Here is a 12,682-nt window from a genome sequence, read left to right as displayed (position 1 = left end):
AGGTACGGGGTACCCGGTGCGAGGTACGGCGCTAGCGCTCTGTCGAGCAGTCGTCGTCGGGCGGGGTGGTGCGCCCGGCGCGCGACGGGGGCGGGGCGGGGGAGAGGCGCCGCCCCGCCCTCAGGCTCGGCGCCACTCGGGGCCGGCCGGCGTGTCCATGACCTTGACGCCGAGGCGGTCGAGCTCGTCGCGGACAGCGTCGGCGCTCGCCCAGTCTTTCTGCTCACGTGCGACCATGCGTTCAACTAAGAGGTCCTCGACCTGCTTGCGTAACTTGTCATCGTCCGCGCCCGCGTCCGCCCCGCCCGCGGGCTCGCCGTATTCGGAGCGGACGACGCCGAGCAGCGCGTTCACGCGGTCGAGGAACGCCGCCGCCGAGGCCGCGCTCGCCGCCGAGAGCGGGGCGGCCCGGTGCGCGGCGAGGACCGCGTTCGCGCCCCGGTAGGCCGCCGCGAGGGCGACCGGCGTGTTGAGGTCGTCGGCCATCGCCGCGAGCGCCTCGGCCCAGGCCGCGTCGAGGTCGTCGGCCAGGACGTCCGCCCCGCCCCGCCCCGCTTCGAGCGCGTCGCGTGCGGCGTCGTCGGCCTCGCGGTAGCGGGCGACGTTTTTCTGGGCGTCGGCGAGCGCCTTCTGCGTGAGGTTGAACGGGCGGGCGTAGTGGCCCGAGATCAGGACGAGCCGGAGCGCGAGCGGGTCGACCGGCGCGCCCCAGTCCGCGCGGCCCGTCGGGGGCGGGGCGGTCAGGTCGCGGACGGTGAGGAAGTTGCCCTTCGACTTCGACATCTTCTCGCCCTCGACCTGGAGGAACCGCGTGTGGATCCAGTAGCGCGAGAACGGCTCGCCGGTCAGCGCCTCGGCCTGCGCGATCTCGCACTCGTGGTGGGGGAACCGGAGGTCCTCGCCGCCGCCGTGGAGGTCGATCGTCTCGCCCAGGTACTTCTGCGCCATCACCGAGCACTCGAGGTGCCACCCGGGAAAGCCCCACCCCGCCGCCGGTCCGTCGGTGAACGGGCTGAACCACTGCATCAGGTGGCCGGGGTCCTTTTTCCAGAGCGCGAAGTCGCGGGGGTCCCGCTTGTCGTCGTCGCGGACGACGTCGCGCGTGCCCTCCAGCGTCTCGGCGTCGGTGTTGCCGGAGAGCTTGCCGTAGTCGGGGAACGAGGGGACGTGGAAGTAGACGCCGCTCTCGGTCTCGTAGGCGTGGCCGGACTCGACGAGCGCCTGGGCCGCCTCGATCTGCTCGCGGACGTGCTCGGTCGCGCGCGGCCGCAGGTCGGGCTCGCGGAGGTTGAGGGCCTGCCAGTCGGCCTCCAGCGCGGCCGTGTAGTGGCGGGCGAGGTCCCAGACGGTCTCGAACCGCTCGCCCTCTTTGGAGGCGAGGGCCTTCGCCATCTTGTCCTCGCCCTCGCTGTCGGCCACGTCGTCCTCGGTCAGGTGCCCCACGTCGGTCACGTTCGAGACGTAGCGGACGGCCCACCCCAGCGCCTCGGCCGTGCGGACCACGAGGTCGGCGGTCAGGAACGTGCGGAAGTTGCCGATGTGGGCGTAGCTGTAGACGGTCGGCCCGCACGAGTAGAACCGGAGGAGCGGCCGGCCGTCGTCGGTGAACGCGGCGGGCTCGACGGTCTCGACGCGCCGCGTGAGCGTGTCGTGGAGGCGGAGGGGCGGGGTGGTCTCGGACATGGGCGGACCCAAAGGGCGGGGCGGCCAACCTACCCGCCCCGCCCCGCGGAGGGGAAGAGGAGGGGGAGGAGAAGAAGGGCGGGGCGGCCGGGCGTGGGCACGGCGCCGCCCCGCTCAGTACCGCGCCGACGACGTGTTGAGCCCGGCGAGCAGGCTCAGCCGCGCCCCGCCCGCGCCGAGCACGACGGCCGCGTTCACGGGCACGCTCACGCCGTCGAGACGGGCGTTCACGCCGGCCACGAGCGCGAGCCCCAGGCGGACATCGGCGCCCACGACGTCCTGGTCGCCCCGGCGGTCGGGCCTCTCGTGGACGCTCACCGACACGTTCGGCCCGGCGCCGACCTCGACGCCGCCCGGCGTCCGCAGGCCGGAGACGAAGGTGAGGCTGGGGAGGAGGAGCCCACGGTCGAGCCCGCTGAGCAGCGGGACCACCTCGGCCACGCCCGTCGCCCCGCTCGCCGTCTGGAACGTCTGGAACTCGAACTGCCACCCGAACTGCGTCACGACCGGGAACGACGGGTCGATCCGGTCGCCCGTGCCGCCGTCGCGGGTCGCCTCGTTGATGCGCGCGACGACGCCCGGCGCGAGGTACGTCACGCCGACGCGCGGGCCGCTCTGGCGGTGCGGCCCGACCTGCGCCTGCGCGGCCGGCGCCAACGTGACGAGCAAGACGAGGGCGGCGAGCGGGGCGGGCAACATGGCGGTCGGGGAGCGTGAGGTCCCAACGTCGGTCCCGGCCCGCCCCGCCCGTTGGTCCGCGCGGACGGGGCGGGGTGGTCCTTTCGGACCAGACGCGGGAGGGCGGGGCGGCCGCCCCGCCCAGGCGCCTCCTGAGCCGGCGTCGGGCTGGAACCGGGCGGGGCGGGGCGGGCTTGCACCGCGCGGCGGGCGAGGAGCCCGCTGCCCACCACCCGACCCGCCGCCCGTGCCCGCCACCCCGCCCGGCCTCCGCTACGCCGACGACTCCCGCCCCGGCATCACCCGCGTCCGCCGCGGGACCGGGTTCTCGTACCACCGGCCCGACGGCGAGCTCGTGTCGCCGGAGGTCCGCGAGCGGATCGAGGCGCTCGCCATCCCGCCCGCCTACGACGACGTCTGGATCTGCCCCCTCCCCAACGGCCACCTCCAGGCGACCGGCCGCGACGCCAAGGGCCGCAAGCAGTACCGCTACCACCCGGACTGGGAGGCCCACCGGAACCGGCTCAAGTTCGACCGGATGGTCGGGTTCGCCGAGGCGCTCCCCGCCCTCCGCGCCCGCGTCGAGGCCGATCTCAAGGACGGGGGCACCGACCGCGAGACGGTCCTCGCGCTCTGCGTCCGGCTCCTCGACGAGACGCTGATCCGCGTGGGGAACGAGCAGTACGCGGCCCAGAACGGGTCGTACGGGCTCACCACGATCCGCGACAAGCACGCCACGTTCGAGGAGAAAGGGGTCCGTTTGGAGTTTACCGGCAAGAGCGGGAAGACGCGGGCGCTGGCCGTCCGCGACCCGCGCCTCGCCGAGCTCGTCAAGGCGTGCCGCGACATCCCCGGCTACGACCTGTTCCAGTTCTACGACGAGGCCGGCGACAAGCAGGACGTCGAGAGCGGCCACGTCAACGGCTACCTCCAGGAGACGACCGGCGAGGACTTTTCGGCCAAGGACTTCCGCACCTGGGGCGGCACCGTCACGGCCGCCGAGCGCCTCGCCGAGCGCGGCGACGACCTCCCCGACGACGAGCTCGACGGCGCCGTCGTGCAGGCCGTTAAGGACACGGCCGAGCGGCTGGGCAACACGCCCGCCGTCTGCCGCCAGTACTACGTCCACCCCGACGTCCTCGACGCCTTCCGCGAGCGCGACCTGGCGGGGCGGCTCCGGCGCCGGAACGCCGGCAACACGCCGAGGGGCCTCCGCCCGAGCGAGGCGGCCGTGCTCGACCTGCTGAAAGAGCGGGCGGGGTGAGGCCCGCCGTCGGGCGGGGCGGGGCGGCTAGAGGAGGACGGTGCGGAGCGCGGCGAGGTGCGCCGCGTCGTCGAACAGCGCGCGCGTGGGGACGGAGAACCCCGGCACCACCCCGCTCACGAGGATCGTCCCCACCTCCTCGCTGCGGTAGCGGCCGCCCTCGATCCGGTGGGCGACGACCGTCTCGTCGTCGGCGTCGACGATCCAGTACTCGGCGACCTCGTGGGCCTCGTAGTCTTCGCGCTTGACGCCGCGGTCGCGCCCGGCCGTGCTCGCGCTGAGGACCTCGGCGACGAGGTCGGGGGCGGGGTAGACGAGCGTGTCGCGCCCGATCTGCTCCGCCTTGCCCGCCCCCCAGAACGCCACGTCCGGCCCGTAGTCGTTCCGCGTCAGCCCGACGAGCGCCTTCTCGGCGGCGACCACCCCGCCCACCGCGTTCGCGTCGTTGTAGGCGCGGAGAAGGGACGACAGACGGCCAACGACTTGGTTGTGGGCGTCTCGGGCGGGCGAGTGCATGACGATCTCTCCGTTGATGAACTCGGCCTTCGTGGACGGCGTGAGCTGGTCCCGGAACCGCTCGCGCGCTTCGCCTTCGGCGCGGAGCGCGGCCCGGAGCGCCTCGACGTGCCGGGGCAGCGCGGGCGAGTCGAGGAGCGGCTGGAGGACGGCGTCGGGCATGGGTCCGGGGGCGGGGCGGTCGTCAGAATAGGGAACGCGCCGCGGGCGGGGCGGCGTCTGCCCACCCCGCCCACGCCGAGGGCGATCTCTGACCACGGGCGACCGCCGGTCGCCCCTACGCCACCCCGCCCACGGCGGGGGCGGGGCGGTCCCGGATGGCGTCGCGGGCGGGGTGGTGCATTTTGCCCGCTGCCCGCTGCCCGCTGCCCGCTGCCCGCTGCCCGCTGCCCGCTGCCCGCTGCCCGCTGCCCTACGCGGCCTCCGCCTCGGCGCCCACGAGCGCGAGCGCGGCCCGCTCGATCCCGTCCGGCCCGATGCCGACCTCGTCGTGGAGCTGCCGCTGCGTCCCGTGCTCGACGAACCGGTCGGGCAGCCCGAGCCGGACCACCTCCACGCCGTCCAGCGCGCCCGCGTCGGCCGCCCATTCGAGGACGGCCGAGCCCGCCCCGCCCTCGCGGACGCCGTCCTCGACCGTGACCACGCGCCGGAACCGGCCGAACACTTCGGTGAGGAGCGCGCCGTCGATGGGCTTGGCGAACCGGAGGTCGTAGTGGGCCGCCGAGACGCCCCGCGCAGCCAGGCGCTCGCGGACTTCGGGGACGTAGGTGCCGATGGCCCCGTAGGTCACGATCGCCACGTCGTCGCCGTCGGCGACGCGGCGGCCCTTGCCGATGGGGAGCGCCTCGAACCCGTCGCGGAGCGCCATGCCCGTCGCCGCGCCGCGCGGGTAGCGGATCGCGAACGGGCCGTCGTCGTGGCCGAGCGCCGTGAACATCAGGTCGCGGAGGTCCTGCTCGTCGAGCGGGGCGGCGACGACCATGCCCTGGACGGCCCTCATGATCGGCACGTCGAGCGTCCCGTGGTGGGTCGGCCCGTCGGCGCCGACGACGCCGGCGCGGTCCATGCAGAACACGACGGGCAGGTGCTGGAGCGCCACGTCGTGGACGACGCCGTCGTACGCCCGCTGGAGGAACGTCGAGTAGATGGCGCAGAACGGGCGCATCCCCTGCGTCGCGAGGCCGGCTGCGAACACGACCGCGTGCATCTCGGCGATGCCGACGTCGAACGCCCGGTCCGGCATGGCCTCCATCATGGTGCCCAGGCTCGTCCCCGACGGCATGGCCGCCGTGATGCCGACGACGCGCTCGTCCAGTTCGGCGAGCTCGACGAGGGCGTCGCCGAACACGTCCTGCCACTTGGGCGGCTTGGTCCCGGCCGCCGTCGGGACGGCCAGGCTCTTGCCCGTCACCTTGTCGAACGGGCTCGACTGCGCGTGCCACTTGACCTGGTCGGCCTCGGCCGGCGCGAATCCCTTGCCCTTGACCGTCAGCGTGTGGAGGAGGATCGGGCCGGAGAGCCCGCGGAGCTCCTTGAGGCGCCGGGCGAGCGTGACCACGTCGTGGCCGTCGGTGGGGCCGATGTAGCGGAACCCGAAGGCTTCGAACAGCATGCCCGGCGTGAGCACGGCCTTGACGCCGTCCTCGAGCCGCGAGGCTAGGCGCTGGAGCGTCCCCCCGCCCATGCCTTTGAGCTCGTCGAGCGCGCTCCAGACGCCGCCCTTGAGCGCGTTCCACCCGCCCGACGCCGAGAGCCCGGCGAGGTACTCGTGGAGGGCGCCGACGTTGGGGTCGATCGAGATCCGGTTGTCGTTGAGGACGACGAGGAGGTCGGTGTGGGCCGCGCCCGCGTTGTTGAGCCCCTCGAAGGCGAGCCCGCCCGTCATCGACCCGTCGCCGATGACGGCGACGACGCGCTGGTCGGTCCGCTTCAGGTCGCGGGCCTTGGCCATGCCGAGGGCGGCCGAGATCGACGTCGAGGCGTGGCCCACGCCGAACGTGTCGTACTCGCTCTCGGAGCGTTTGGGGAAGCCGCTGACGCCGCCGTACGTCCGGTTCGTCGGGAACGCGTCGCGGCGGCCGGTCAGGATCTTATGCCCGTACGCCTGGTGCCCGACGTCCCACACGAGCTGGTCGTCCGGCGTGTCGTACGCCCAGTGGAGCGCGACCGTCAGCTCGACGACGCCCAGCGACGCCCCAAAGTGCCCGCCGTGGACCGACACGATGTCGATGATGTGCGCGCGGAGCTCGTCGCAGAGCTGGGGCAGCCGCTCGACGGGCAGCGCGCGGACGTCCGCGGGGCGCTCGATGGTGGCGAGGAGGGGGCCGGGCGTGAGGGGCGGGACGGCCTCGGACATAGACGCTGGGGGCAGACCCAGGGGCGGGTAGCCAAAGATAGAGGGGCGACCGTCGGACACGGGGCCGCCGCGTGTGGTTTCAGCGCGAGTTGAAAGGGAAGTGGGAAGTGGGAAGTGGGAAGTGGGAAGTGGGAAGTGGGAAGTGGGAAGTGGGAAGTGGGAAGTGGGCGGGGTGGCGCCGGTTTTGTTCCACCCCGCCCCGCTCGGGCGATTGGCGAGGGCGGGGTGGTCGGAGGCGAGACTGCCATCAACTGGAGGCGGCGGCAGTTCCCCTCTTGGACACCGCGCAGCGTCGGCGAAGCCAAGAGGGCTAGGGGTGGTCGTTGGGCAGGCGGGGCGGTCTGACCCGGCGCCGCCTCGCCCATCGTGCCCTGACTACGGGCGACCGCCGGTCGCCCCTACGACGCCGCCCCGCCCAGCGAGGGGCACCCGTAGGGACACGACGTGTCGTGTCCAGGGCGAGCGGGGCGGTTCTGGACGCCGCGGCCCGTCACCGCCCCACCCCGCCCATTGCCACCCCGCCCCCGCCGGCGGCGGGGCGGTCTCGGATGGCATCGCGGGCGGGGTGGCGCATCTTCGCTGCCCGCTGCCCGCTGCCCGCTGCCCGCTGCCCGCTGCCCGCTGCCCGCTGCCCGCTGCCCGCTGCCCGCCTCAGCCCAGGCCGCGCCCGAACCCGCGCAGGAGCGCGAGGAAAAACGGGACGCCGCAGATCGCCGTCAGCACGCCGACGGGCACCTCCTGGCCGGGCAGCACCGTCCGCGCGGCGAGGTCGGCGAGGAGCAGGAACAGGGCGCCGCCGGCGAACGCGAGCGGGACGAGCCGCCGGTGCGTGGCGCCGATGAGGAGGCGGGCGGCGTGGGGCACGATGAGCCCGACGAACCCGATGACCCCGGCCGACGCGACCAGCACGCCCGTCGCTACGGCGGCGACGGCCACGAGCGTCCGCTTCAGCGCCTCGACCGGGACGCCCAGCGCCGCCGCCGGCTCCTCGCCCATCGTCAGCAGGTCGAGCGGACGCGCGAGCGCCCACAGCGCCCCGCCCGCCCCGAGCGAGACGGCCAGCGGCGCCCACACCTCCGACCACCGGGCGCGCGTGAGCGAGCCGAGCAGCCAGAACAGGACGGTCCGAAGCTTGTCCGGCTCGGGCGAGGCGTAGGTCACGAAGGCCGTCACCGACCCCAGGAGCGCCGACATCGCCACGCCGGCCAGCAGCAGCCGCGTCGTCGAGAGCGTCGGTCCGCGCCGGGCGACGGCGAACACGGCGGCCACGGCCAGCCACGCGCCGGCGACGGCCGCGACCGGCATCGACACGGCGCGCGAGACGACGGGCGGCAGGAAGCCGAGAAAGAAGAGGGCGGCCCCGGCGCTCGCCCCGCTCGACGCGCCCAGGATGTACGGCTCGGCGAGCGGGTTGCGCACGAGCGCCTGCATCGCCACGCCCACGACGGCGAGGCCGCCGCCGACCGAGAGCGCGAGGACCACGCGCGGGAGCCGGAGCGACCACACGATCGTCCGGTCGGTCGCCGTGCCGCCGCCGACGAGCGCGGCCCAGACCCGCCCCGCCCCCAGGTCCGCGCTCCCCCAGACCACGCTCGCCACGACGGCGAGCGCGACGGCGGCCCCCAGCCCGAGCGCGACGAGGGGCGTGCCGTGCGCGGCGAACGTCGAGCGGGGTGGTTTGGGAGGCCGCCGCCGCCGCTCGGTGCGGGCGGGGCGGTCCGGCGGCAGCCCCGCCCCGCCCCGCTCGCGGACGCGCCGTGCCCGGCCAGGCGGGGCGGGGCGGCTCACGCGGCGCCGGCGGCGAACGCCTCCGGGTGCAGGAGCCGGGCCAGCCGCTCCAGGCCCTCGGCGAGGCGCGGCCCCGCCCGGCTCACGAGGTCCGCGTCGAGCCCGTAGACGCGCCCGCTGCGGACGGCCGGGAGGTCGAGGAACGCCGGGTGTTTCTCGAACAGCCGCTCGGCGTCGTAGTCCGCCCCCCCGAGCACGACGACGACCTCGGGGGCCGCCTCCAGGATCGCCTCCTCGCTGGGCTGCGCCGCGCGGCCGGGGAACGCGTCGGTCACGTTGTCGCCGCCGGCCAGCCGCACGAGCTCGCTCGCGTGCGAGTCGCGGCCGAACGCGTACAGCGACTCGTCTCCGACCAGGAGCAGGACGCGCGGGCGGCTGTACGAGCGCACGGCCCGCTCGACGGCGCGGACGCGGTCCTCGAACGCCGCCGCCGCTGCCGCCCCGCCCGACGACGCGAGCAGCGTGTCGAGCGTGCGGAGCGCGCGCGGCACGTCGGCCACCTCGTCGAAGGCGAACAGGTAGGTCGGCACGCCGAGCGCGGCCAGCCCGTCGGCCTGGTCGGTCGGGTTCACGTCGTCGGAGCCGACTGCGAGGTCGGGGTCGAGCGCGACGACGGCCTCGGTGTCCAGCGGGTACGACTGGAACCGCGGGAGCCCGGTCACGGCCGGCGGGAAGTCGTCGGCGACGGCCACGCCCGCGAGCCGGTCGGCGCCTGCGGCGGCCACGACGAGCTCGGTGACGTTGGGGGCGAGCGGGAGCACGCTCCGCGGCGTCGCGTCCAGGTCGACGGCCCGGCCCAGGTCGTCGGCCACCCCGCCCGGCGCGTCGGCGCGGCAGCCGGCGACGGCCACGAGCGCGGCGAGCACGAGGAGGGCGGGGCGGGGCGGGCGCATGGGCGGGGCTGTCGGAGGCGGGGCCGCTCGGGGGCGGGGCGGAGCCGGCTAAGTTACCGGCCGCCCATGTCCGCCCTCGTCCTCCTCAACCCCGCCGCCGCCGACGGCCGCGCCGGCCGCCGCCGCCCCGCCCTCGTGGCCGCCCTCGCCGCGGCCGGCCTCGACGCCGACGTCGTCGCGACGCGCGGGCCGGGCGACGCCGAGCGCCTCGCTCGCGGGGCCGGCCGCGCCGCCCTCGTCGTGGCCGCGGGCGGCGACGGGACGGTCTACGAGGTCGTCAACGGCCTGACAGCCCACGGGCGGGGCGGCCCGGCGCTCGGCGTGCTCCCGCTCGGCACCGGCGACGACTTCGCGTCGGCGCTCGGCGTGCCGCCCCGGCTGGACGACGCGGCGCGGGTGCTGACCGCCACCCCGCCCCGCCCGCTCGACCTGGGCGAGGTGACGTGGGACGACGTCGCCGGCGCCCACGTCCGCCGGTTTGCCAACGCCCTCGGCGCCGGGTTCGACGCCCACGTCGCGTGGCTCGTGGCGGAGACAAAGTGGCTGGGCGGCCGGGCCGCCTACCTTGCCGCCGTGCCCCGCGCGCTGTGGGCGTGGCGACGGCCCACCGTGTCTGCGCGCGTGTCCGTGGGCGGGGCGGTCGTGTTCGACGGGCCGCTGTTCCTGTGCGAGGTGGGCAACGGGCCGTCCGTCGGCGGCGGGTTCCGGCTCACGCCTGACGCTGTGCTCGACGACGGCCTCCTGGACGTGTGCCTCGCCGGCCACCTCACACCGACCCGGGCGGTCCGCCTCCTGCCCCGGTCACTCACGGGCGCCCACACGGCGGCCCCCGAGGTCGTGACGGGGCGGGGCCGGCGCGTCGAGGTCGAGGCCACCGCGGGCCCCCTCACGCTCCACGCCGACGGCGAGGTGCTCGCGCTCGACGCCCGCCGCGTCCGCGCTGACGTGCTCCCGGGCGCCCTCCGGGTCGTCGCCCCGGCGCTCGCGGGCGGGGCGGGGCGGGGGCAACTCCTTATGGCGGCGGGGGAGTACGATTCGTAACCTGGTGCAAACCCGCGTCCGCCTCTTTCCCCTCGGAGCATGAGTCAAAAGCGCATCTTCGTCGTCGACGACGACCCCAAGATCGGCGAGCTTTTCGCCAAGGTCCTCACCCGCGACGGCTACGCCACCCAGGGGTTCACGTCCGCCGAGCCGCTGCTCCAGGCCGTCGACGACGGGACGGCCCCGGACCTCGTGCTCACGGACCTCATGATGCCCGACGTCTCGGGCATGCAGCTGATCGAGGCGCTCCGCAAGCGGGGGCTTACGATCCCGGTCATCGTCATGACCGCGCACTCGTCGGTCCAGACGGCCGTCGAGGCCATGCGGCTGGGGGCGTTCCACTACCTCCAGAAGCCGGTCAACCTGGAGGAGATGCGGGCGCTCTTGGCCAAGGCGCTCGACCTGTATGAGGACAAAAAGGAGCTCCAGGAGATCAAGAAGGTCCGCAAGAAGAAGCACTCAGTCGGCCGCATCATCGGGACGAGCGGGCCGGTCCAGGCCGTCCGCGACACGATCGAGACGCTCAAGGACATCCCCAACACGACGGTCCTCGTGCGCGGCGAGACGGGCACGGGCAAGAACCTCGTGGCCCAGACGCTCCACTACGCCTCGAAGTGGGCCGGCGGCCGGTTCATGGAGATCAACTGCGCCGCGCTGCCGGACAACCTCCTGGAGAGCGAGCTGTTCGGGTACGAAAAGGGCGCCTTCACCGACGCCCGCGCCGCCAAGCCCGGCCTCCTGGAGGTGGCCGACGGCGGCACGCTGTTCCTGGACGAGATCGACTCGATGAGCCTCGGGCTCCAGGCCAAGCTCCTCAGCTTCCTCGAGAGCCGCCAGTTCCGGCGCCTCGGCGGCACCGACGAGATCAAGGTGACGACGCGGATCGTGTGCGCGACGAACGCGAACCTCCAGGAGAAGGTGGCCGAGAAGGAGTTCCGCAAGGACCTCCTGTTCCGCATCAACGTGGTGTCGGTCGACCTCCCGCCGCTGCGTCGCATGGGCAACGACGTGCTCGCGATCGCCGAAAAGGTGGCCAGCGGGTTCGCCGACGAGTTCGGGAAGCCGTTCGAGGGCTTCACCGACGCCGCCCGCGCCAAGCTCACGGGCCACGAGTGGCCGGGCAACGTGCGCGAGCTGCGGAACGTCCTGGAGCGGGCCATGATCTTCGCCCAGACGCCGACGCTGGACGCGGGCGACCTCGTGCTGCTCCAGACGGATGCCTTCGACGGCGCCGAGTCAGACGCCGACACGTTCCGCTTCCGCGCCGGGGCCTCGCTCGAAGACCTGGAGTACGAGTACATCAAGCACACGCTCGCCAACAACCGCTCGTCGTCCTACGCCGACGTCGCCAAGCTCCTCGGGATCTCGAAAAAGACGCTCTGGGAAAAGCGCAAGCGGTACAACCTGGACGAGGAGATCGAGGAGATGACGGCGTAGAGTGGAGGGATGGAGGGATAGGGGATGAAGAGGGAGGGGCGGGCGGCTCCCTCTGCTCGTCCCTCGTATCCCTCCGTCCCGCATTCCTCCCCACCGATGACCGACCAGCAAAAGACCGCCCTCGCCGACCGCCTCGCCGCCCCGCCCGCCGCGGGTCCGCGCTCCTCGGGGCCGCCCCGCCCGAACGGCGAGGGCGGGGCGGAGGCCTCCCCGCCCGAGCGGCCGGGGCGGGGCGGGGACGGGCTGTCCGGGGCGCTCGAACGGATGGTCGGCGCTGGAGCCGCCCGGTTCGGGCTCAAGGCCGACCGCACGGGGCCGGGCGACGCCTGCGCGCTCGCCCCGACGCTCGCGCGGATGATCGACCACACGGCGCTCAAGCCCGACACCACCGAGGCCGACGTCCGCGCCCTGTGCGCCGAGGCCCGCGAGCATTGCTTCGCGAGCGTCTGCATCAGCCCCGTCTGGGTGCCCGTGGCCGCCGAAGAGCTGGCGGGGCGGTCGCCGCTCGTGTGCACGGTGGTCGGGTTCCCCCACGGCGCCAACCGGACGGCGACCAAGGCGTTCGAGACCGAGCAGGCCGTCCGCGACGGGGCCGAGGAGATCGACATGGTCCTGGCCATCGCGCTCCTCAAGTCCGAGCGCTACGACGACGTCGAGGCCGACATCCGCGCGGTCGTCGAGGCCGCCGCGGGGCGGACGGTCAAGGTCATCCTGGAGACGGCGCTCCTGACCGACGAGGAAAAGGTGATCGCGTGCGTGCTCGCCCAGAACGCCCACGCCGACTTTGTCAAGACCTCGACCGGCTTCGCGTCGTCGGGGGCGAGCCCGCAGGACGTGGCCCTCATGCGCCGCGTCGTCGGCGACACGATGGGCGTCAAGGCGTCGGGCGGGGTGCGGTCGGCCGAGGACGCGCGCGTCATGGTCGAGGCCGGGGCTACGCGGCTCGGGGCGTCGGCGGGCGTCGCTATTTTGAAGGGGCTCACCTCGACCGACTCGTACTAGTCGGGCGGGGTGGGGGATGTGAGG

The 12,682-nt window shown here is 74.5% G+C and carries 10 protein-coding genes; 4 read left to right on the top strand and 6 right to left on the bottom strand.

Annotated features, from left to right (window positions below; all coding sequences use genetic code 11):
- Positions 1 to 120: 120 nt before the first annotated feature.
- Positions 121 to 1,683: a cysteine--tRNA ligase gene (gene cysS / locus RQM47_RS14960; RefSeq protein ID WP_314009415.1), complete on the bottom strand. Its 1,563-nt coding sequence runs from the start codon at positions 1,681 to 1,683 to the stop codon at positions 121 to 123.
- Positions 1,684 to 1,797: 114 nt separating this feature from the next.
- Positions 1,798 to 2,382, bottom strand: coding sequence for a hypothetical protein (locus RQM47_RS14955; protein ID WP_314009414.1), 585 nt, complete (start codon positions 2,380 to 2,382; stop codon positions 1,798 to 1,800).
- Between the two features lie 226 nt (positions 2,383 to 2,608).
- On the opposite strand from RQM47_RS14955, the gene RQM47_RS14950 reads away from it, so the two are divergent.
- The gene (locus RQM47_RS14950) at positions 2,609 to 3,625 is read left to right on the top strand and encodes a hypothetical protein (protein WP_314009413.1); all 1,017 of its coding nucleotides are present in this window, start codon (positions 2,609 to 2,611) and stop codon (positions 3,623 to 3,625) included.
- 27 nt (positions 3,626 to 3,652) lie between these two features.
- On the opposite strand, the gene RQM47_RS14945 is transcribed toward RQM47_RS14950, so the two are convergent.
- The 4 genes from RQM47_RS14945 to RQM47_RS14930 form a co-directional block, all read right to left on the bottom strand.
- On the bottom strand, positions 3,653 to 4,303 hold the full coding sequence (locus RQM47_RS14945; protein ID WP_314009412.1) for a Uma2 family endonuclease: 651 nt from the start codon (positions 4,301 to 4,303) through the stop codon (positions 3,653 to 3,655).
- A gap of 250 nt (positions 4,304 to 4,553) precedes the next feature.
- Positions 4,554 to 6,497 (bottom strand): 1-deoxy-D-xylulose-5-phosphate synthase, encoded by a 1,944-nt coding sequence (dxs, locus tag RQM47_RS14940; RefSeq protein WP_311663297.1) that lies wholly within the window; start codon positions 6,495 to 6,497, stop codon positions 4,554 to 4,556.
- Between the two features lie 651 nt (positions 6,498 to 7,148).
- The gene (locus RQM47_RS14935; RefSeq protein WP_311663296.1) at positions 7,149 to 8,285 is read right to left on the bottom strand and encodes an iron ABC transporter permease; all 1,137 of its coding nucleotides are present in this window, start codon (positions 8,283 to 8,285) and stop codon (positions 7,149 to 7,151) included.
- On the bottom strand, positions 8,282 to 9,178 hold the full coding sequence (locus RQM47_RS14930; protein WP_311663295.1) for an ABC transporter substrate-binding protein: 897 nt from the start codon (positions 9,176 to 9,178) through the stop codon (positions 8,282 to 8,284). Before RQM47_RS14930 ends, RQM47_RS14935 begins: the two co-directional genes overlap by 4 nt.
- 66 nt (positions 9,179 to 9,244) lie before the next feature.
- Between RQM47_RS14930 and RQM47_RS14925 the strand changes: the two genes are divergently transcribed.
- From RQM47_RS14925 to deoC, 3 genes are all read left to right on the top strand, one after another.
- The gene (locus RQM47_RS14925) at positions 9,245 to 10,219 is read left to right on the top strand and encodes a diacylglycerol kinase family lipid kinase (protein ID WP_311663293.1); all 975 of its coding nucleotides are present in this window, start codon (positions 9,245 to 9,247) and stop codon (positions 10,217 to 10,219) included.
- Between the two features lie 39 nt (positions 10,220 to 10,258).
- Entirely contained in the window at positions 10,259 to 11,656 is a 1,398-nt protein-coding gene (locus RQM47_RS14920; protein ID WP_311663291.1) for a sigma-54 dependent transcriptional regulator, read from the top strand.
- A gap of 354 nt (positions 11,657 to 12,010) precedes the next feature.
- Positions 12,011 to 12,658, top strand: coding sequence for a deoxyribose-phosphate aldolase (gene deoC, locus RQM47_RS14915; RefSeq protein ID WP_349256311.1), 648 nt, complete (start codon positions 12,011 to 12,013; stop codon positions 12,656 to 12,658).
- Positions 12,659 to 12,682: the final 24 nt, after the last annotated feature.

The organism is Rubrivirga sp. S365 (assembly GCF_032248475.1).
In the GTDB taxonomy this organism is placed as follows: domain Bacteria; phylum Bacteroidota; class Rhodothermia; order Rhodothermales; family Rubricoccaceae; genus Rubrivirga; species Rubrivirga litoralis.
The sequence above is the reverse complement of the archived record's forward strand: the minus strand, read 5'-3'. Positions and strand labels throughout refer to the sequence as shown.